This window comes from Pristimantibacillus sp. Z349TD_6, from assembly GCF_056173205.1.
In genome coordinates this window covers 3,761,311-3,781,523 of record NZ_CM149662.1, presented here as the reverse complement: position 1 = coordinate 3,781,523, position 20,213 = coordinate 3,761,311, and the positions used below count along the sequence as shown (strand labels likewise).

General features: G+C 46.4%; 20 protein-coding genes. All 20 read right to left on the bottom strand.

Translation table 11 applies throughout. The features are described from left to right. Nucleotides 1-151 precede the first annotated feature (151 nt). A complete protein-coding gene (locus AC0VYE_RS16305; protein WP_076269287.1) occupies nt 152-526 on the bottom strand; it encodes a VOC family protein in 375 nt (124 codons plus the stop codon). Nucleotides 527-712: 186 nt separating this feature from the next. After that, on the bottom strand, nt 713-1,807 hold the full coding sequence (locus AC0VYE_RS16300) for a nitric oxide synthase oxygenase (RefSeq protein ID WP_475449172.1): 1,095 nt from the start codon (nt 1,805-1,807) through the stop codon (nt 713-715). Next, the gene (locus tag AC0VYE_RS16295; protein WP_475449170.1) at nt 1,807-2,652 is read right to left on the bottom strand and encodes an EcsC family protein; all 846 of its coding nucleotides are present in this window, start codon (nt 2,650-2,652) and stop codon (nt 1,807-1,809) included. Before AC0VYE_RS16295 ends, AC0VYE_RS16300 begins: the two co-directional genes overlap by 1 nt. 65 nt (nt 2,653-2,717) lie before the next feature. Beyond that, the gene (modB, locus tag AC0VYE_RS16290) at nt 2,718-3,380 is read right to left on the bottom strand and encodes a molybdate ABC transporter permease subunit (RefSeq protein WP_076269284.1); all 663 of its coding nucleotides are present in this window, start codon (nt 3,378-3,380) and stop codon (nt 2,718-2,720) included. A 50-nt stretch (nt 3,381-3,430) separates the two neighbouring features. Beyond that, nucleotides 3,431-5,512 (bottom strand): HelD family protein, encoded by a 2,082-nt coding sequence (locus AC0VYE_RS16285; protein WP_475449168.1) that lies wholly within the window; start codon nt 5,510-5,512, stop codon nt 3,431-3,433. Nucleotides 5,513-5,591: 79 nt separating this feature from the next. Beyond that, nucleotides 5,592-5,882, bottom strand: coding sequence for a DUF1294 domain-containing protein (locus tag AC0VYE_RS16280; protein ID WP_475449166.1), 291 nt, complete (start codon nt 5,880-5,882; stop codon nt 5,592-5,594). A gap of 66 nt (nt 5,883-5,948) precedes the next feature. Next, a complete protein-coding gene (gene hrpB, locus AC0VYE_RS16275) occupies nt 5,949-8,489 on the bottom strand; it encodes an ATP-dependent helicase HrpB (protein ID WP_475449164.1) in 2,541 nt (846 codons plus the stop codon). A gap of 27 nt (nt 8,490-8,516) precedes the next feature. After that, entirely contained in the window at nt 8,517-9,341 is an 825-nt protein-coding gene (locus AC0VYE_RS16270) for a hypothetical protein (RefSeq protein ID WP_475449162.1), read from the bottom strand. Between the two features lie 22 nt (nt 9,342-9,363). Further along, nucleotides 9,364-10,314: a magnesium/cobalt transporter CorA gene (gene corA / locus AC0VYE_RS16265; RefSeq protein ID WP_475449160.1), complete on the bottom strand. Its 951-nt coding sequence runs from the start codon at nt 10,312-10,314 to the stop codon at nt 9,364-9,366. A gap of 177 nt (nt 10,315-10,491) precedes the next feature. After that, complete coding sequence (locus tag AC0VYE_RS16260) at nt 10,492-10,650, bottom strand: hypothetical protein (RefSeq protein WP_475449158.1); 159 nt, start codon at nt 10,648-10,650, stop codon at nt 10,492-10,494. A 63-nt stretch (nt 10,651-10,713) separates the two neighbouring features. Beyond that, nucleotides 10,714-11,157, bottom strand: coding sequence for an N-acetyltransferase family protein (locus tag AC0VYE_RS16255; protein ID WP_475449156.1), 444 nt, complete (start codon nt 11,155-11,157; stop codon nt 10,714-10,716). A 44-nt stretch (nt 11,158-11,201) separates the two neighbouring features. Beyond that, nucleotides 11,202-11,915: an adenosylcobinamide amidohydrolase gene (locus AC0VYE_RS16250; RefSeq protein WP_475449154.1), complete on the bottom strand. Its 714-nt coding sequence runs from the start codon at nt 11,913-11,915 to the stop codon at nt 11,202-11,204. Nucleotides 11,916-12,000: 85 nt separating this feature from the next. Continuing rightward, a complete protein-coding gene (cobD, locus tag AC0VYE_RS16245) occupies nt 12,001-13,101 on the bottom strand; it encodes a threonine-phosphate decarboxylase CobD (protein ID WP_475449152.1) in 1,101 nt (366 codons plus the stop codon). A gap of 21 nt (nt 13,102-13,122) precedes the next feature. After that, the gene (gene cobS, locus AC0VYE_RS16240) at nt 13,123-13,935 is read right to left on the bottom strand and encodes an adenosylcobinamide-GDP ribazoletransferase (protein WP_475449150.1); all 813 of its coding nucleotides are present in this window, start codon (nt 13,933-13,935) and stop codon (nt 13,123-13,125) included. Next, complete coding sequence (gene cbiB, locus AC0VYE_RS16235) at nt 13,917-14,897, bottom strand: adenosylcobinamide-phosphate synthase CbiB (RefSeq protein WP_475449149.1); 981 nt, start codon at nt 14,895-14,897, stop codon at nt 13,917-13,919. Before cbiB ends, cobS begins: the two co-directional genes overlap by 19 nt. After that, nucleotides 14,894-15,484 carry a bifunctional adenosylcobinamide kinase/adenosylcobinamide-phosphate guanylyltransferase gene (gene cobU, locus AC0VYE_RS16230; protein ID WP_475449147.1) on the bottom strand — a complete coding sequence of 197 codons (591 nt, stop codon included), beginning with the start codon at nt 15,482-15,484 and terminating at the stop codon, nt 14,894-14,896. The genes cbiB and cobU overlap by 4 nt, the downstream gene beginning before the upstream one ends. A gap of 10 nt (nt 15,485-15,494) precedes the next feature. Next, entirely contained in the window at nt 15,495-16,571 is a 1,077-nt protein-coding gene (gene cobT, locus AC0VYE_RS16225; RefSeq protein WP_475449146.1) for a nicotinate-nucleotide--dimethylbenzimidazole phosphoribosyltransferase, read from the bottom strand. A 26-nt stretch (nt 16,572-16,597) separates the two neighbouring features. After that, a complete protein-coding gene (locus AC0VYE_RS16220; RefSeq protein WP_475449144.1) occupies nt 16,598-17,380 on the bottom strand; it encodes a heme ABC transporter ATP-binding protein in 783 nt (260 codons plus the stop codon). Next, nucleotides 17,377-18,414, bottom strand: a complete 1,038-nt coding sequence (locus tag AC0VYE_RS16215) for a FecCD family ABC transporter permease (RefSeq protein ID WP_475449594.1) — start codon at nt 18,412-18,414, stop codon at nt 17,377-17,379. The genes AC0VYE_RS16220 and AC0VYE_RS16215 overlap by 4 nt, the downstream gene beginning before the upstream one ends. 2 nt (nt 18,415-18,416) lie before the next feature. After that, nucleotides 18,417-19,409, bottom strand: coding sequence for an ABC transporter substrate-binding protein (locus AC0VYE_RS16210; protein ID WP_083682211.1), 993 nt, complete (start codon nt 19,407-19,409; stop codon nt 18,417-18,419). Nucleotides 19,410-20,213: the final 804 nt, after the last annotated feature.

The window sequence follows — 20,213 nt, the reverse complement described above, 5'->3', positions numbered from 1 at the left end:
TTTTATGTTGCGTAAACTAAGGATCTCCTGCTAAGATTCGCTCGATGAAAGCTTCTATTAGTAATAGTTAAGGGCAATAAAAAGAGCAAGCTCATTAGCGCCTGCTCAACAATTTGTGTAAGTTGGTTACAGTTTACCAAAATTAACATTCCTAAATAGTATGTGCAACCAACATATTGCCATCAGGATCAAAAAACTTCAAAAACCTTCTACCTTCCTCGCCTGGCGGTGCTTGTGGGTTACCGTGTACCTTAACGCCGGCTTCAGATAGCTTTCTGCAAAGCTCATCCATATCCTCTACCTGAAATCCGATGCTTGGAAACGGTTCACCGTTAACTGAAAACGTTGATGATTCCTTATCTGAAGACTGCCATAAAAAGATATGTGTTTTATCTTCCTTAAAGCCTATAATAGCAAATTTACCGAAATTAGCATGTAACGTACAATCGAGATTGGTAATATACCATAAAGCTGCTTCCTCCAAGTTTTTCACTGGAATCTGTACATGACTAATAAATTTTCCCATAAAAGAGCCTCCTTATTTTTTAAGTCTCCTATTAAAACAATCAGGCATTCATAATTTTCTCTGCAAAAGCCAGTTCATCTTAAGATTTGACCTCTACATGCTTAAAATAAAAAAATAGAGGAGATTAGCCCAATTCATGAACTAACATTCCTCTATTTATCTTACTACATTTCATACATTATTTGCTTAATATGGAGCAGCTTGTGCTCGATAAGCAGGCGTTCGTTCCGTATCATCAAAGCTGCGATGCCATATGCCTGTTGTAGCGGGTGACATCGGGGGAATAAGCCATGACCAACGACCGGTCACCGCTCTCCCCTGCTCCTGCTCTTGCTTCTCAAAACGCAGAAACTGCTCCGATGCTGTATGATGGTCAACAATGCTGACGCCCTGCTTTTTGAATGAATGCAATACAGCTACATTTAGCTCCGTTAAAGCACGGTCCTTCCATAACGAAGTATTCGTTGACATATCAAATTGAAAAAGCTTTGCAACATTCGGCAGCTGATTATAGCGACTGGTGTCCGATAGGTTTCTCGCTCCGATTTCTGTGCCCATGTACCATCCATTAAAAGGAGCAGCCTTATACATGATTCCACCAATTTCAAGCTCCATATCGGATATAAAAGGAACGGCGTACCACTGCAATGCGAGCTGCTCGAACTCCTGATTCTCAGGATGCGTCAACGCAACCTCCAGCACGTTCTCTTTAGGCAGCTCATACCATTTAGGCGATTTCCCAGAAAGCGAAATGACTAGCGGAAGCACGTCAAATCGAGTACCTTCACCCTTCCAGCCCAGCTTCTCACAAACAGCTGTAAAGGGTGCGGAGGCAGGATCGCCAATAATAGCGTCTCCTTCGCTATAACCTGCATAACGTACGAGCTGATGATTCCAAATTCTTACGTTATTTTGGGAGTGGCTGGCCGGAAAAATCGTAATAGCCGGCCTAATCCTACCTCCATTTGTTGCATAGCTCATATGTTGGAAGATTCGTTTTGCGGCGTCTAGCTCATCCACTATATCGCGTGCATCGAATACTTCCAGCGTCTGCCAAAACAATCGACCGATACAGCGGTTATTGTTCCGCCACGCCATCTTTGCACCATGCTTAAGCTCTTCATACGTATGTGTATAATAACCAGTATCCTCTAATTGCTTCAGCACTTCATCAATTCGCCGCTTCGCTTCATCTTCGGTTTTTCCAAGCTCATAATACGCTTCACCTAGGAAAGCAATCGCTTGCTCGGCTATGTTCTTTCTCATGCTGCTCGTCGTCATTATGCTTTCGCCTCATTTTCCCCCAGCTTTATCAATACTCTGCGTTTCCGATACAGCATGGTTGCTGCTTCTGCAACATCCTTCAGCATGCCCCGATTGATGAACGCTCCGAATAACATGCCTGCCACAGGTATCATTTGAAATAGCTTCTTCCAGCCAAAATTGTCCCGATAAACAGCAACCACTTCACTCCAGCCCTGCAGCTGCGACAGCATTTGATTGCTTCGGTTCACTTCCTCATAAGCACCGAGCTCATCAAGTATCGCTTTTTTTCCTACAATATCTGAAGAAGCAAATTGCATTACTTTAACTGCAAATACACGTTCTTCCTTGCTTTTTGGATCAAATCCGTAGCAAATCGCAATTTCTTGAATGATCTTCAGCGATAAGCCGAGTATTGCTGGAATATCGATCGCTAATGTAAAAATGCCGCCAATTCCTGTCGTTGCCCCTTGAAGCGTGGCCATTTTCGAACGACTGGATGCCAATTGCTCAGCAGTTAAGTTTAAAATAGACAACGGCATCTCAGCCACATCGTTAATGGTCGTCTCTTTATGATCGGCTCCAAGAAGCACATCGTTCTGAGCAGCATTTTGATGCAGTTTATCAATAACCGAACGCTCCGAAATCAAATATTTCCCGCCATTTTGAATATAGCTTCCGATCTCATCCACTGCAAGTCCAAGTTTTTCCTGTATAAACTTTGGAGTAATTTTGTCGAGCAGCATAAATGGCAAACGCCCAAGCTTTTCCCAAAACCATAAATCCTTCTGATCTTTTTCCCATTTCTCTATTTCAAGCAAAGCAGATTTCAAATTTTCTGGTGAATCCATGACAGTAGGCATCTTCGGGCACGCTCCTTCTCCGCAAGTAATACGCAGAAAAACTGGATTCGGATTCGTCCTTCACATTATTGTTCCAATTTGCGTCCCGTAAACAGCAGCATGACAAAAGAGAACGAAATAATAGCTATCGTCCATGCCCAAGCCATTCCCATTTCACCCGTCTCAACAGCGATGTAAATAGCAGTAGGTACTGTCTGCGTGCGACCTGGTATATTTCCTGCAATCATCAAGGTTGCGCCAAACTCGCCAAGGCCTCGAGCAAATCCTAGCAGGTATGCCGTAGTCAGTGATCGTTTAGCAAGCGGCAGCGTGATATATCTCAGCACCTGCAGCTCACTGGCTCCTGCTGAACGTGCAGAATCCTCAAGATGGCGATCGACGGAAAGAAAACCAACCTTCATCGTCTGATAAACGAGCGGAAACGCAACAATGACCGCCGCGATAACCGCGGCGATCCATGAGAAAACGATAGGCTGAGCAAATAACCACTCATATGCTTTACCGATCCAGCTTCCTCGTCCAAGCGTAATGAGAAGAATGAATCCAACGACGGTTGGGGGGAGGACCAGCGGAAGCATGAAGAAGGTTTCTACGATACTTTTGCCTTTAAAAGAATGCCGTGACATGAAGCGCGCTACAAGCATTCCAATAATGGCAACGATAATGCTAGCAATAATAGATACTCTTAAAGAGAGCCATACTGGCGGCAGCCATTCGTCCCAGTTCATAAATAAGTAGCCTCCGGATAGACGTTATGTTGCTGCCTATTATATCGAAATTAAGCTTCGTCGCCCAGCAGTAATGTGAGTTTTCCGCGATAAAACAGCTTAAGCTTATGCAAGGCGCGCGTGCATCCGACGTACAATAGCTTCGCATCAAGCTCAGAATAAGCTTCCTCGCTCGCATCTGCTACCAAAACCGCATCGAATTCCAAACCTTTAGACAAATAGACAGGTACTACAGACAGGCCGCCGCCATATGCAGGCTGCTTGCTCTGCACTAACGAAGCGTCCAAACCTTGCTTAATCAAGAAGTTATAAATTTCTTCGCATTCAATCGCTGTACGGCCAATGACAGAAATCGTCTCATATTCTGACTTCGATTGCCATTCACGGATAGTACTTTCAATGGAAGCTAACCAATTATCGTTTTCAACTGGCACTGCAAGAACGGCATCTCCGCTTCGGAAAACAGGCACCGCAGGTTTGACTTCGCCGATCATGCTTCCTAAAATTTTATTGGCAAATTCGATAATTTCCATTGTCGAACGATAGCTTCGATTGAGCTCATAAAAGTCAATCTGCTCTTCATTAAACAAAGTGGTAAGCTCTGTCCAGCTTTGTACGCCTGCGTAGGCATGAATTCCTTGCTGCAAATCGCCTAGCACGGTCATCGATGCTGTTCTTTGACACAGCCGCAGTACTTCCAGCTGAAAGGGAGAATAATCCTGTGCTTCATCTATAACGATATGATCGAAAAACTGCTTCGGCAATCCAAATAGCTGAAGCTGGATATAGGCGAGCGGTGCCAAATCCTCCGCAGCAGCCATTTCTTTCTTCAAACGTTCGGCAGTTGCAGCTGCGATAACCTTAGGAATACGGCTCTCAAGCAGTTTTCCGCTGAATAACGAAGCATATAGCTGTAAAGAGGTATAGGCCGGAATTTTTTTGGTGTAGCTATTAAACTTAGTGAGCGCCTTCGCTCTTATTTTTTTATCAACAATCCGCTTCATCTTCAGCTCGGACTCCATCCAGCGACGAATCCGACTAACCAGTCGATCTCGTTTCTTCATGAGCGTCTCTTCGCCATAATCGGTATCATACCACTCGCGGATTTGCTCTGAAGAGAGCTCAAGCCCGTCAATTGGCATAAAAGATGTCGTTGGCACAATTCGTTGCTCAAAGTTGGCGATCCGCTCATCAATAATTGCTTTAAAATCGAGATTCCCTTTAAAACGTCCGGATGCATTCTCCACTTCTGAAGCGGTTCTGCGTTCTTCGAACCAATAAGCCATCGTATCGGAAGGATCGCTGACGGTTACTGCTTTCTCCAGCAGCTCAAGAGACCAGTCACTGAATGTCGTTTGCTGAATATCACCCACGCCTAGCTCTGGCAATACACCGGATATGTAGTCTAGGAACATTCGGTTAGGCGCAAAGATGATCATTCGCTCCGCTCGCATCCGATCGGCGTACTGATAAAGCAAGAAAGCAAGTCTATGCAGCGCAACGGTCGTTTTACCGCTTCCCGCGACGCCCTGTATAAACAACGCTTTGTTACGATCCGCACGAATAATACGGTCTTGCTCGCCTTGAATCGTAGAAACGATATCACGCAGCTTATTATCCTTGTTCTCTCCTAAGCGATACAAAAGGAATTCATCCGTTACCGAGCCCTCTTCTTGGCCGCGTACATAACTATCAACCAGACGAATGATTTCTCCCTGGCGGATCATGAAATTTCGCTTTAAATGGACATATCCTTCAATTTCTCCGTCAGGCGATTCATAGGAAGCTGGCGCTTCTCCGCCTGTGAAGGAATAAAACAAGCTTGCTGCTGGCGCACGCCAATCGATGACAAGCAGCTCATTGCTGCCTTGCTTTGCCACGCCGGCTTTTCCAATATATAAGGGCTTTGTTTCGCCCACTGGCAACTCTTGAAAATCAATGCGGCCGAAATAAGGCTCACGCTTCGATATTTCAAGTCTAAGTCTACGTTCCTCTTGCTGTAAATCGAGCATTTGCTCTGTGAAATCATCGCCTTTGTAGCGCGGACCAATTTCTTGAAGCTGATTTACAATATCATTCAGCGACTCGGTTAATCGATCCTGCTCTTCTTGATAGGCACTTTGAACGGTCATGTCAGTTACCTCCTAAGTTTGTGGTGTGCAAAAAAAAAAGAGAAGCCCCAATATACCATAGGAAGGCTTCTCAAAGCAATCAAGAGTTTACAGTCATTCCAATAAGCTTGGCAGCTCCTAGAATGAGCAATATATTTAAGACAAACAGAAAAGGAATTCCTACTGTAAACGAGCGATGTTTTGTTTTATGACGCCATTTTTTCATCGCAAGCCATGTTCCGCCTGCACCGCCAATGGCACTCAGCAAAAACAATCGTTTTTCGGGAACACGCCTGCGCTGCTTCTTAGCGCTTTTCTTATCAAAGCCCATAAGCGCAAACGTGTAAGTATTTATAAACAGCAAATATAGTATGACTAAATAAATGATCATTGCTTTGGCACACATCCTCTCAGAATAGGGAGATTACTCGTGCTTTGGCAGAAACAGCTGAGTCCCTTATGTGTTTCTCGGCTTCGCTCGATTCGTCGGCATCGCTGTGTAAGGATCATCCGGCCAATAATGCTTCGGATAACGTCCTTTCAAATCCTTCTTTACTTCGAAATACGTATTCTCCCAAAAGCTGCGCAAATCACGCGTCACTTGAACCGGTCGCTGCGACGGAGATAAAAGATGCAGTGTAACCGGCAATCTTCCCCTTGCTAGTCGTGGTGTATCCGTTAGACCGAATAGCTCCTGTAACCTTACGGCGAGCACTGGCGACTCCGGATCATTGTAGTCTATCGGTATGCGAGAACCGCTAGGTACAACGATATGGGTAGGAACCTGCTCATCAAGCTCCTGTTTTTGCTTCCAGCTAAGCTTGCCTTCAAGCAGCTGAAGCATGGAGAGCTTTTGTAAATCAGCACGGCTCTTCATCCCGAATAGATGCGGCTTCAGCCACTCATCAAGCGTGCCGAGAAGCGCTTCATCTGAAGCATCGGGCCAATCATCGCCAGCCAGCGCCATCAGCTTCATCCTTGCTTTCAACTGCTGCGCTTGCTTGCTCATTGGCAGCATTACAAATCCAGTTTCCTGAATCGCAGAAATCAAAGCATCCGCAACAAGTTGTTCATCCGGTTTCTGAAGAATGCTTTCTTTCATCACAATACTGCCAAGTCGCAATCGTTTCCTTGCACGAACAGCTTGTGCAGCAGCATCCCACTCTACGACCTCTTCAGCTGTTATATAACCACTTAGATAATGCTCGATATCGCTTAGATGAAGTTCAGCTGCTAACCGTATCCGGCTTTCGGAGCCTGTATCATCGAGCTCGCAAGCAGCAAGATAGGCTGAACGTGATAGCGGCTGAAGTTCAGGCAGTACGGCTCCTCTGCCATTAGCTAATAAGTATCGGCCATCGCTGCGCCTTTGAGCGATTCGGTCCGGATACGCAAATGCCAGCAAAATGCCAATCGGAATAGGCGACTTGTGCTGAGCTGTTTTCTCAGAAGCTGTCTCGACAGCGGTTTGCGCTGACAATTTCCGCTCCCATTGATCCGCTTGCGCGATAACTCGGCGTACTGCGCCTCTGCTAGGATGCTCGGAGCTGCCGCCCTTCAGCAGTTTGCCATCTTTTCCGGACAGCTGATATAGCAAATCCAACCGAAGCTGCACATCTACATTGCGCTCCTGTGGAAGTAAATCACGTTCGCTTAGCAAAGCTGCTGCATCACATGCCAGTCGCGCAGAACCTAGCTCTGAAGCCTGCAAAATCATGGCACCGAGCCGCGGATGCAAACCAAACTGTGCCATTTTCACTCCCGCGGCTGTTGGTTTACTGTCACCGTCTATTGCGTTTAGCTCTTTCAGCAAAGCAACCGCTTGCTCATAAGCAGCTGCAGGCGGCGGCGTCAACCAATTAAGCTCCTGCGGATCTTTTATTCCCCAAATGGCTAGCTCAAGGGCAAGGGCAGCAAGATCTGCCTCAAGCAGCTCGGGTGTACTTTGTTTCGGCAAATATAGATGCTCTTGCTCTGTCCATAACCGATAACAAGCACCTTTAGCCAACCGTCCTGCTCTCCCTCTGCGCTGATCCGCGGAAGCGATCGAAACCGGCAATGTTTCCAGCCGAGTCATGCCTGTTCTTGGAGAAAACCGGGGAACTCGCATTAAGCCGCTGTCTACAACAACCTTAACTCCTTCAACGGTCAGACTTGATTCTGCAATGGAAGTTGCAAGCACAACCTTGCGTTCGCCATCAGCACATGGAGCAACAGCCGCATCTTGTTTCTCGAGCGGCAAGCTGCCATGCAGTTCCTCTACTCGAGCAAATGAAGATACGCCGCTCTCCATTAACCATCGGGCTGTGCGGCGTATCTCTGCAACACCTGGCAAAAACGCTAATACATCTCCATCAAACGAACGGAGCGCTTCCATAATCGTTTGTGCCATGTGGGGCTCTATAGGCCCCGTAAGCTTTGCTTTCATGTACTGTGTCTCAACAGGGAAAACACGGCCTTCACTGCTAATAATTGGTGCATCCTCAAGCAGCTCGGCAATCGGCTCTGCATCCAGCGTTGCTGACATAATAACGAGGCGTAAATCATCTCTCAGCAATTGCTGTGATTGCAAGCAAAGCGTTAAGCCAAGATCGCCATGCAAATGTCGTTCATGGAATTCATCGAACAAGATCGCCCCAACCTGCTCGAGTGCGGGGTCCTCCTGCAGCATGCGCGTAAATACACCTTCCGTCACCACTTCAATACGTGTTTGCGAACTAACCCGAGAATCTAATCTCACCCGATAACCAACCGTTTCACCAGCCTGCTCGCCTAGCGATTTTGCCATAAACTGTGCGGCTGACCTTGCGGCGAGTCTGCGCGGCTCAAGCATTATTATTTTTTTGCTTCCCAGCCATGGCTGATCAAGCAGCGCAAGCGGAACTCGTGTCGTCTTTCCGGCTCCCGGCTCTGCGATCAGCACCGCATTCACACCGCTTTGGAGAGCCAATAGCAGTTCCGGCAATACCTGATCAATCGGCAATTGCTGTTGATTCATGCTGATTGCTCCTTATCTTATCTCAACTCATTTTACGATTCGAATCATTTGTACAACCGGTCTGTTATCCCCAGGCAACGATGCCTTGCTGCCAAAAAGCTGGGACGACCCGTCACCGTCTAGAAATATGCCATCAACCAGCTTTCCATCGCCAACGCTTGATATAATCGCTTCTCTAAATACGGCAAGCGAGTTTTTCGTTTCGCTAACAATTAAATATAACGCCCCTGCTTGATCGTACACCGCTGCCGATCGCAAGCGATTGTCATCTGGGAACGGCGCGTTCTCCTTAACCGACTGCTCGATCCAATGCGCATCATCGCCTAAGCTCATGCTAATGCCGCCTTGTGCCCAGAAACGTGTGTGATCCTTCACTTTTATCTCGGACGCTTGGCTTGCAACTTGAACGCTTAATGAATCAGAAGCGCCATCCCAGACGAGTGTGCCTCGCTCATATTTTACGTTCTCACTTCCCGTTCCGAAATTGCCAATTTCCTTATTAACCGGAATGCTATTTACGACTCCGATGCTTAACAGCTGGTTGCCGTAAAAAAATCCGCCGTTAATGCCGACCTTACCAGTAAGGGTAACATTTGTATTAATCGTTTCAAGCGTGACATAGGCGGGCTTTGTTTGCAGTACGTGCAGCTTTACCCCACTAGTTGAAGTCTTTGAAAAATAGGAGTAATGCAATACTTGCTCAGACTTTGAGAGATTAACCGCATTGCGATTTCCAAGTGAAATAATCATTAAATATAGCATCAAGACGAGTACAAGCATAATGCCTGCCATAATTCCGACTATGGTGAACAGCCGCTTTTTGCTCATCCGAGCAGGTTCTTTCATTTCCATTGCTCTCCAAGCTCCTTAACATTCATTTAAACCAACCTTTGCTTCGGAACCAAGCATACATGCCAAGCCCGATGACGAGCATAATCGTTATGACAGCAAAATAACCCCACGTCCACTCCAGCTCAGGCATATTTTGAAAGTTCATGCCATAAATGCCTGCCAAAAAAGTGAGCGGCATGAAGATCGTCGTGATAACGGTAAGAGTTTTCATAATTGAGTTCATCCGATTGGAGTTAAAGGAAATGAAGCTGTCACGAAGATCTGCCGTCATCTCTCGACTTGAATCCATCATTTCAGTCAATTTGAGCAAATGATCATAAATATCATGATAAAAGGCCATATAAGGCTTCAGCCCGTCAATGCGATCGGAATTCGTTATGCGATACAATAAATCACGCATAGGGACAATCGTTTTGCGCAAACGCAGCAGCCTAGAACGTATGTTGAAAATATCGCTCATAGCGGTTTGACTTTGTTCGTCACCACTACCGATTTCCATATCAAGAAGCTGGTCTTCCAGCTCATGAACCGCAGGGAAATATTGATCAACCAGCTTGTCTATTACGAGATATGCCGCATATAGCTGGCCTTTCTCGCCGATCTTCGTGCTCGATAATAGCTTAGTTTGAGCTTCCTCAATCTCTGGTGATCGCTCATAATGAAACGTAACAATAAACGATGGACCGATGAACATATTGATTTCATTTACGGTCAACGTCTTACGCTCAATTTCGTGCAGCACAAAAAAATGAATATCGTCGTAATGATCTACTTTCGGCCGCTGAAGCAAATGGTAGCAATCCTCGATAGCGAGCGGATGAAAATGAAAAAAGGTATCGAGCAGTCTGCACTCCTCTTCCTTCGGGTTACTAAAGTCGACCCAATACCAGTCAAGCTCAGGCGAGTTTAGATCTTCTATCGTTAAATCAGTTAACCATTGCTTTTGTTTTGTATAACCTACTATTTTAATCAAAGGAAGTTCCTCCGTTCTAAGCGGCACACGATCGATCTTATGACCGATTGTTCAACTATATCATTTTACACGATTTCACAATCGCTGTAATGTAACTCCGCTATTTTATTCCGCTGCTTCTTTTATATTTATCGATGAGCATTCCCTCTAATTGGCGCCTTGCTTCCAAGTTTAAGTCTAGATTGCGGATAAATGCTCAAACCATTCGTATTCTTTTGCCCATTTTCGCAGCTTTCTCTCATACTTTGTCTGTTTGAGCCTCTCCCATTTCCCGTTTCCGTCCGCTATAAATAAATCGGCAATAAACTCAAAGACAATTTCAATTAACATCCCCATTGTTATCTTGTCTCCCGGCATGGCGTAGTCGGTAGTCGGTAAAAGTCAAAGCAGTACGCTGCTTCATTGTTTAAGCTGCATGTTCGTATAATAGGGTTCAAAACCACAACTCGTCCAAAATTGCTGCCCGCGCGGATTGGAGGCCAACACATCAATCGTCACTTTGGCACCGCTAGGAAATGAGTCGCGGATTAATTGTTTTAATACTGCGCTTCCATAACCATGGCTCCGTTGCTGTCGAGCGATATAGTACTGTCTGAGATAAACATTTGACTCCTCTGGATAAAAAACATCTGCGCTGATTTGATATACCGCATAACCTAAAATAGCAGAATCCTTCTCAAACAATGAAATCTCCCAATCGCTTGACAGCCACCCAAGAAATCTGTCTTCAAGCTGCGCGAGAGTCATTGGATTACGGCTGCCTTCATCCTCGATAAGCTCTTTGTTCATTTGAGAGAGAAGCTTAAGATCATCGATCGTCGCTTTCCGTATCCAAAATTCCAATTCGCAAACCTCCATTTAGTCATTATAGCGAAGGTCATTAATCCTTAGTCATCATGCTGCGTTCGTGCTGCTTCTAACACGGTCTCATAGACCGCTTCTCCAATCGCGCACCCAATTGTCGTAGCTGCACCAGCATACGCATGTACCGCATTCCAGCTTGCTGCTTGACTAACCGCTACGACAATGGCATCCGTTGTCGTCCCTGTAGCTGATTGTCCTGTTTCCATCTCAACGATGCCTAAATGCTGTAATGCTGCTGTTTTCGCTTCAGTTGCTGTTATGACCGCATTCACCATAGCTGATTCAGTCATTTGACCATCGATTAAAATAACAATATTGATCGTTCCCGGAGAATAAGCAGAGAAGGTACTTCGAGGCATACCAGATCTTGCTGCATTTCGTGTGCCTACCGTCGTACAGCAGATAAGCTTAAAGCGATCACCTTCCATTTCAGTGATGGATGCATGTGTCAGCTTCGCTGCTGTTAATAATCCTACAGTAGCTTCTGGTTCGCAGCCCCATTGCGTACATTGATTAATGATGTCGAGAACAGGATCTTCACATTGATAAGTAAGCGGAACTTTCCAATTCACAATACGATTGGTATAAGAAAAGCCGCCCGGATGAATCGCGCTGCTTAGCGCATACAAAGAAACATTGCTGCTTGCTTCAATGCGGTCCTCAAGGAGCTGCAAGCTTACGCCGCACCACAGCTGTGATTGATAATAATGCTGGTCTTTACGAAAGGGCTGTGTCATTGCTTTCCCTCCTTTGGCTGTCACAGAAGCTTTACATGAGTTTAATTTGTAATGGGTAGGAAATTTGCAATTCGTTCAAATCCCCTTAACCGCCTTGGTTTTCATTCCATTTCAAGCAATGCTTAAAAGCAGCGATTAGCTGTTCATTTTGCTGCCGAAGTTTAATAGCAACCCGGATATACGTATGATCAAGCCCTGCAAATCTCGATGCATCGCGAATAAGCACCCCTTGCTTGCCCATCTCGAGCTGAAGCATGCTGGCACTGAGACCCGCATCGCTCGGAATCCGAATGAGCAAATAATTGGCCGCACTTGGGTTAGCTTCAAAGCCAATCGCTTCAAGCTCAGACATGAGCCAAGGTCTTTCCTGCTCTAACCAAGCGAGTGTACGCTCTGCATAATCCTTGTCATCCAGCACCGCTTCGCCAATCAGCTGCGCTAAAGAGTTAACGCTCCATGGTATTTGCAAGCGTCGCAAGCCGCTTATCGTTCTAGGCATGCCAACGATATATCCAAGTCGAATGCCTGGTATCGCATAAAATTTTGTCATTGAGCGGATAACGAACAACCGTTCATGCCTAGTTGCTTCTTGAACAAGGCTGTACTGTGCTTCATCAGGCACAAAATCCATAAACGCCTCGTCAACTACGACGTAGGCGCCTTTACTTAAGAGTGCTCGAATTAGTTCTGGATCTACAAGCTGACCCGTTGGATTGTTTGGCGAACCGAGCATAACTAATGATCCTGTGGCGGCCGCTTCGCATAAATGCTCGGAATCCAAGCTAAGCTTAAATTGCATGTGAGATGATAATTTAATTTCATACACAGCTCCGCCGATTTTCCGAATGGCATCGCCATATTCATCAAAGCACGGAATGGCAAGCGTCGTTAACTTTGGTTGCAGCGTACGGACGATAAGATCGATTAGTTCTGCCGCTCCGTTTCCTACTACGATGGATTGAGCATCAATATTATGTAGTTCAGCAAGCTTCTTTCTTAGGCCGCGAACGGCTGGATCAGGGTATTGCTCTATCATATCTGCATAGGCAAGAAGCGCTTGTTTAACGCTTAATGGCGCACCTAGCGGATTCATATTCGAGCTGAAATCAACAAATTTATGCGCAGGTATATCGAACGCTTCTTCCGCGGTCCGCAAATCGCCGCCATGACCATATCTTTCTAACATTTAACAAAAACAACTCCTTTTCTATTGCGCATATAACCAGATGACCGCCGCAAGCAGCAATAACGCTTCAATCGCTTCGTTCATCGCACCATATGTATCCCCAGTTAATCCGCCAAGCTTCCGATTTAACCATGCTGCTATGAAACCACCGCAGCAAATCGTTAAGATGACGATAATAAGCAGCATTATTAATGCTACGTTTGCACCTATGCCAGCGATCCAAAAAGTAAGGACAGAAAGAATGGCTGCCATCACAAAAGAAGCAGTCGCCTGCGGCCATTTGACCTCATTAAATAAAACAGCAATCCCTTCACCCTTACGGGCATTCGGCCACCAAGCAATAGCTGCGCTCATCCAAGCACGGCTCCAAATCGGCACGATGACAAGCAATGGTCCATATTGCTCAAAATGGTCACCTCTCAGCAGTTCTGCTAATAACGACGCCTTGAGAAGAAGGAGCAATACTGCGGCAATGACGCCCATCGCTCCAACTCGGCTATCCTTCATAATCTCTAGCATACGCTCGCGTGAGCGGTGACTCAGCACGCCGTCCGCTGTATCCATCCAACCGTCCAAATGCAGCCCCCCGCTTAATGCAGTCCATATCGCAAGAATCAGTACAGCACTTGGCCAAGCAGGGACAAACAATGCTAGCAGCCACGTACATGCAAGGAGACAGATACCGATAAACGCACCAGCTACAGGGAAATAGACGACACTTCGCAAGAGAACAGATCCTTGGAAAGGAACAGTGATGGGAATTGGAAAACGAGTTAGAAATTGAAAAGCAGCAATAAGTGCTTGAAAATGCAGCTTTAATTCACGACGAACCATACGGCGATCACCCCCGCAAATAATATAAAACTAACGCTGTACAGTAATCGCACGCTTAGTACAATATCGTTTGGTTCCAGTTGGCGAGTTGGCCATCCCATCCTTGCTCGTTCACTGATTACACCAAAATACGAATTCATACCGCCAAGCTCAATGCCTAGCGCCCCTGCAACCGCTGATTCCGGTATGCCGCTATTGGGACTAGGATGAAAATGTGCAAATGTACGAATGGCAAGCCACGCCTGCTTCGCCTTCATTCTCTGATCAAACAGCGATGACAACGTAAGCAAAACGCCAGTTATTCTGGCAGGAATATAGTTTAATACATCATCCGTCCGTGCAGAGCACCAGCCAAAATACTTATATTTTTCATTCCGATATCCGACCATGGAATCCAGCGTATTCGTTGCTCGGTAGAGCATTGCAAGCGGTGCGCCTCCAATTAAAGCGAACAACAAAGGTGAAACGAGCGCATCTACCGTATTTTCAGCAACCGTCTCAATTGCAGCGCGCGATGCCTCTCGCTCATCCAGCTTTGCTGTATCTCGGCCAACGATATAACCAACATATTTACGTGCTTCATCTAATCTGCCTTCCACTAATGGCTGATAGACGAGCATGGCTGCTTCCTTTAATCCCTTCACAGCTAGCGTTGTCGAAATAAACCATGCGCTCACCGCATAGCCTAACCAAGTATGTATAGCATCTGCCGCCCAAATAATGAACCACATTGCGCCGCAGCTGACAACGAGTGTGACAAAGGTCAACACTACACCTAAGCCTCTTACAGCAGCCGGATGTTCCTTCAATCGTTCTGGAGCAAGCAAACGTTCCAGCAGTCGAATGAGCCTGCCTATCCATATGACGGGATGAGTTGGCCATTTCGGATCGCCAACGATCCAATCTATTGCAATGGCTGCCGCTGCGAGGAGCAGGAGCTCCTTTATTGAATAAATCATCATAATTGATCCCAGTTAAAAGCTTGCGATTTCAATTCAACTGGTATGCCTGCGGTGACGAGAAAAACCCGCTCGCATATCGCAGCAATCTGTTGGTTGAACCTCCCCGCCTCGTCTCGAAAAAGCCTGCCTAGAGGATATGCCGGAACAATGCCATCTCCTACCTCATTGGTGACAATGATTAATGGATATGGATAGTTGGAAATAGCTTCGATAAGTTTCTGCTGCTCCATTTTCAGCCTCGTATCTTCATACGATTCTTGTTCTATTCGCATAAGCCAATTTGTCAGCCATAACGTTAAGCAATCGAGCAAGACGACAGCAGGCTGCTGTCCGTTTGAAATTTCTTTATCCATTTGCTCTTTCAATCTGTAAAGCACATTTGCTGCTTCATGCGGATCCTCGATGGTCTGCCAGCGGAAGCCTGAATCCTCACGATCCTTGCGATGTTTTCCTATTCGCTCGCGCATCTCCGTATCATAAGGCTGACAGGTCGCAATATAAAATCCACGGGCTGCAACCCTCATCGCATACTGCTCGGCGAATCCGCTCTTCCCGCTTCTTGCTCCGCCCGTTACTAGAATTGTCATTCACGCTCACCTAACCTTTGGATACGCCTGCACTCTCAAATGTTGCCATTTCATTCATGAGATGGAGCGCAGCGTCTATAAAATGAAAACATAATACAGCACCAGTGCCTTCGCCAAGCCGCATCTCCAGCTGCATCATCGGAAGCAAGCCTATTGATTCAAGCAGCTTCAAATGACCTTGCTCTTGAGAGAGGTGAGAAGCAATCATAAAGGGAAGCGTCTGCTCCGCTATCCGCGATGCGACAAGCGCCGCAGCAGATGAAATATATCCGTCGATGACGACTGGGCAGCCGTTTGCTGCAGCTCCGATAATAACGCCAACAAGTCCTGCGATTTCTGCACCGCCAACCTTAGCCAGCACATCGATTGGATCGACACTAGCGCGGTCCAATTCGTTGACAGCAATTGCGCGTTTGACTACCCGTACTTTATTTGCCCAGCTTTCATCATTTATGCCGGTTCCTCGGCCGACTGATTCCTCAGGAGATAGGCCCGTCAATACGGTCGTTAACGCCGCACTGGCTGTCGTATTGCCAATACCCATTTCGCCTGTTGCAAACAAACGGCAGCCGCGCTGCACCTGCTCATTAACCACTTCAATGCCAACAATAATAGCTTGGACGGCTTCTTCGCGTGTCATCGCGGGCTGCTTGGCCATATTAGCCGTCCCCCGCACCACTTTACGGCTCACTAACATCTCATGCTCCAAATCCGCATTTACACCAATATCCACACAAACAACATCTGCGCCGGCTTGTCTTGCCAACACATTGACAGCAGCTCCTCCGCTGAGGAAGTTGAGCACCATTTGTGGTGTCACCGCTTGTGGAAACGCACTGACTCCTTCATCGCATACTCCATGATCACCCGCCATGACAATAACGGCTTTACGTGACAAATCCGGCCACAGCTCGCCTGAAATGCCTGCAAGCTGCCTGGCGATTGTCTCTAGCTTGCCGAGGCTGCCTGGCGGTTTCGTCAATGAATCTGAATGCTTCACAGCTAGTTCTGCGGCCTCTTCATTAAATGGTTTGATTTGTTTGATCGTCTCTGCAAGCTGAGTTTCCAATGCATGTTTCAATTTCATAACTCCTTCAAACGTTTTATAATATTTTATATTTTCATATTCGGTTGGAGCAATATTTGCGGTGCACCCGTAACAGGATGGGCAATTACAATTGTATCGGCCTGATAAACCTGATTGATTAGACCAGCAGTTATGACCGCCCTGGGTGTTCCAGCTGCTGCAACTTTGCCTTCATGAAGAACGACAAGCTCATCGCAATATAGCGAAGCCAAATTAAGATCATGCAGGACAGCAATAACGGTCAGTTCACGTTCACGCTGCCAAGCACGTACCGTATCCAAAAGCTGAATTTGGTAACCAATGTCCAAATAAGTCGTGGGCTCGTCCAATAATATAATAGAGGGCTCCTGCGCCATAACCTTTGCCAAGGCAACACGTTGACGTTCACCGCCGCTTAGTTGATCCATTTTGCGATGCGACAGCTCTTCGAGTCCCATGGTCATTATCGCTTTAGCTATAATTTCCTCTGAATCATGTATATCGCTGCCAAGCCAGTTTTGGAAAGGGTATCTTCCCATGCTAACCACCTCACGCACAGAGAATCCTACCTGAGGCAACCCGCTTTGCTGCAAAACCGCCATCTTTTGTGCAATTTGTTTTCTTGGATATGCGGAGATGCTCTGCCCCTCGAATAAAACCTCACCTTGCACCGGCTGTTCAACGCCTGACAATACATGCAGCAGCGTTGATTTGCCTACGCCATTAGGTCCAATAACACCGTACATCCGCCCTTTTTGAAATGAGCAGGAAAGCTTATTGAGTACCGTCCTCCCTTGCACCGTCTGAACGATGCTGCGCACCTCAATCATAACGCCCCTCCTTGCTTCAGCTTTCGCCGATGCAGCAAATACGCAAAAAATGGCGCACCAAGCAGAGCCGTAACAACGCCAAGCGGTATTTCCTTAGGCGTCAGCGCCATGCGCGCAAGCGTATCAGCCCATAAAATAAATATACCCCCGCCGATAGCCGATAAAGGGGTAATTAATCGATAGTCGGGGCCAACGAGCAAACGAATGAGATGTGGAACCACGAGCCCAACAAAACCAATTACACCAGAAACAGAGACTGCTGCTGCCGTCAGCAAGGTCGAGCTGATTAAGACGATCAGCTTCGTTCTCTCGACATGGATGCCAAGATGCGCTGCATGGCGTTCACCGAGCACAAATAAATTGAGGGATTGCCCATATGCAAGCAGAAGTGGAAAGCCTACCGCGAGAAAAGGAATAAGCATATATACATGTTCCCAGCTTCTCATCGCAAGCGATCCCATTAACCAGAACAAAATTTGATTCACGACGCCCTCTGAGACGGACACCATGAAGGATACAAAAGCGCCTAAAAAAGACTGGATGATAACCCCTGATAAAATAAGCGTTTCAATATGTATAACACCCTTGTTGCGTGACAGCCAAAAAACACCAAGCAGCGTCAAGGTTCCTGTGGCAAAAGCAACTAGCGGTATCGTCCACATGCCAATCGCTGACTGCAAGCCGAATAGAATAATGAACGAAGCACCAACCGAGCTCCCCGAAGATACTCCTAGCGTATAGGGATCAGCCAGCGGGTTTCGAAGAACCCCTTGAAAGCCCGTGCCAGCAAGTGCAAGACAAGCTCCAACGAGGACGGCAAGCAAAATACGCGATAGACGTACTTGCGTGACAATCGCTATTTCGGCAGTTGTATAAGGGACAGAGTTATCGGCAAGCCAGGGCAGCTGATGAAGCAAAATACCCCAAACATCTCGAATGGAAATACCAGCCGAGCCAATCGACAAACTTACAACGATAGAAACAGCAAGAAGGAGCATAGCTGCTCCTCCATACCAAACTAATTTATAGGTCATCATTATTTTACGAGATCCGGGTGAATCACTTTCGCAAGCTCCAGCAAACCATCTGCAAGTCTCGGCCCTACACGAACAAGCGGGTCCTCCGTTACTGCATGCATTTGCTTATTTTTCACCGCATCAATGACATTCCAGCCTGGACGGCTTTCAATGCCAACAACAATCGGATTCGGGTCCTCCTTCAATGCAGGGTATATAATAAGCTCGGGATTCTGAGTAACAATCGACTCCGCACTCACCTCATACCAGCCTGGGGCAGCTCCAGCAACATTTTCGCCGCCAGCCAGTACTAGCAATTCGTCAAGGAATGTGCCAGATCCAACGGTCCAGCCTGGGGAAAATTCTAAATACACTTTCTTTTTCACTGCATCCTTAACTGCATCCGAAACTTGTTGCTTCACAGAAAGCATGTGGCCAGCAACCTCAGCCGCTTCGGATTGTTTATTCATAATATGACCTAAATTTTCGATTTTGGCAATAACTGCATCATACGTGAGAGGGTCTGTCGCGTAGACTGGAATTTTCAGTTCTCTGAGCTTCGTGATTGCCTCTCCATTCATTGAAGAAGACGCCAGCACGAGATCCGGATTGAGAGCTGCAACAGCTTCAATATTCGTTGTCATATCGCCAACCTTTGCCTTGCTTGCTGCCTCCTCGGGATAGTTGCTTGACTCGTCAACACCTACAACACGATCACCAGAGCCGATTGCATAAATAGCTTCAGTTTCACTAGGAGCAAGCGAGACAATTTTAGTTGGCTGTTGCTCAAACGTAATTTCCGTACCTGTATCATCCTTTAAAGTTAGCGGATAAACGGTCGAATCATTCGCCGTGGATGGCTCGTTAGTTGCAGCCTGACCAGCATTGTTCGTTGTTTTTCCCGGCTCGTTAACCGTGTCCTTATTTGCACCGCATGCTCCTGTGAATACGAGCATCATCACGAGCAGCAAACCTACTAGCGTTTTCATTGTGCTTTTATGTAACCTTTTCATTTTCCTTACTCCTCCTGCGTCATATATCATATTAAAAATAGCATCCCCGACCTTGAGTCAGAAATGCTAGTATACGCTTTTTCTAATTAGGCTAAGCGAACAGCTTCTCCAACAATATCGGATCATGCAGGTGAAGATATGGTGCATCTATCCCCTTCCACCATCTATAAAATGATCCGTTGTTACTATACAACGTCTTGTTCTATTTGTCTAATGACATCCATGCCATACTCATCCTAATTATCGACGTTCTGCTTCACTCATTTGCCGCATAGGTAACGTAATGGGTCTATTTCTTAGCGCGCGTTTTTTTAACCATGACAAGTGCGATTAGCCTTGGACTTAACTGAGCAGCAAGATTTAATTTTCAAAAAAACGGGCTCATATTGGGATCTTACGGACATAGAATCCTCCTCTATTTTGGCAAAAGGGGCTATAAACTAACTCATGGAGCCGAATAAGGGGGGCTTCTATATTCGTTGCAGCTAAAGTAGCGTAAGTAGCGTAAATCATCACAATAACGTATCTGATGTCCGTTAACTTTTCGCAATTGTCACTTCAGACCTCCTAACGGACATACATTCCGCTATTTTCAACAATCGGGCGCGTATTTGAGTCTAACGGACATAGGATCCGCTATTTAGGCAAAAGAGAGCTAATAACTAACTAGTGGAGCCAAATAAGGGCTTCTATGTCCGTTACAGTTGCGAAAACAGCGAAAATGAGCACAATAGCGTATCTGATGTCCGTTAGCTTCTCGCAATAGTCACTTCAGACCTCCTAACGGACATACATTCCGCTATT

Excerpts from the sequence above, each read along its gene's own strand:
- cobT (WP_475449146.1), bottom strand. The coding sequence starts at position 16,571 with ATGAAATTGAAACATGCATTGGAAACTCAGCTTGCAGAGACGATCAAA.
- AC0VYE_RS16300 (WP_475449172.1), bottom strand. The coding sequence starts at position 1,807 with ATGACGACGAGCAGCATGAGAAAGAACATAGCCGAGCAAGCGATTGCT.
- AC0VYE_RS16260 (WP_475449158.1), bottom strand. The coding sequence starts at position 10,650 with ATGGGGATGTTAATTGAAATTGTCTTTGAGTTTATTGCCGATTTATTT.
- AC0VYE_RS16295 (WP_475449170.1), bottom strand. The coding sequence starts at position 2,652 with ATGCCTACTGTCATGGATTCACCAGAAAATTTGAAATCTGCTTTGCTT.
- AC0VYE_RS16250 (WP_475449154.1), bottom strand. The coding sequence starts at position 11,915 with ATGACACAGCCCTTTCGTAAAGACCAGCATTATTATCAATCACAGCTG.
- cobD (WP_475449152.1), bottom strand. The coding sequence starts at position 13,101 with ATGTTAGAAAGATATGGTCATGGCGGCGATTTGCGGACCGCGGAAGAA.
- cbiB (WP_475449149.1), bottom strand. The coding sequence starts at position 14,897 with ATGATGATTTATTCAATAAAGGAGCTCCTGCTCCTCGCAGCGGCAGCC.
- AC0VYE_RS16285 (WP_475449168.1), bottom strand. The coding sequence starts at position 5,512 with ATGACCGTTCAAAGTGCCTATCAAGAAGAGCAGGATCGATTAACCGAG.
- AC0VYE_RS16270 (WP_475449162.1), bottom strand. The coding sequence starts at position 9,341 with ATGGAAATGAAAGAACCTGCTCGGATGAGCAAAAAGCGGCTGTTCACC.
- AC0VYE_RS16280 (WP_475449166.1), bottom strand. The coding sequence starts at position 5,882 with ATGATCATTTATTTAGTCATACTATATTTGCTGTTTATAAATACTTAC.
- cobS (WP_475449150.1), bottom strand. The coding sequence starts at position 13,935 with ATGGTTCGTCGTGAATTAAAGCTGCATTTTCAAGCACTTATTGCTGCT.
- cobU (WP_475449147.1), bottom strand. The coding sequence starts at position 15,484 with ATGACAATTCTAGTAACGGGCGGAGCAAGAAGCGGGAAGAGCGGATTC.
- modB (WP_076269284.1), bottom strand. The coding sequence starts at position 3,380 with ATGAACTGGGACGAATGGCTGCCGCCAGTATGGCTCTCTTTAAGAGTA.
- AC0VYE_RS16210 (WP_083682211.1), bottom strand. The coding sequence starts at position 19,409 with ATGAAAAGGTTACATAAAAGCACAATGAAAACGCTAGTAGGTTTGCTG.
- AC0VYE_RS16220 (WP_475449144.1), bottom strand. The coding sequence starts at position 17,380 with ATGATTGAGGTGCGCAGCATCGTTCAGACGGTGCAAGGGAGGACGGTA.
- AC0VYE_RS16305 (WP_076269287.1), bottom strand. The coding sequence starts at position 526 with ATGGGAAAATTTATTAGTCATGTACAGATTCCAGTGAAAAACTTGGAG.
- hrpB (WP_475449164.1), bottom strand. The coding sequence starts at position 8,489 with ATGAATCAACAGCAATTGCCGATTGATCAGGTATTGCCGGAACTGCTA.
- AC0VYE_RS16215 (WP_475449594.1), bottom strand. The coding sequence starts at position 18,414 with ATGACCTATAAATTAGTTTGGTATGGAGGAGCAGCTATGCTCCTTCTT.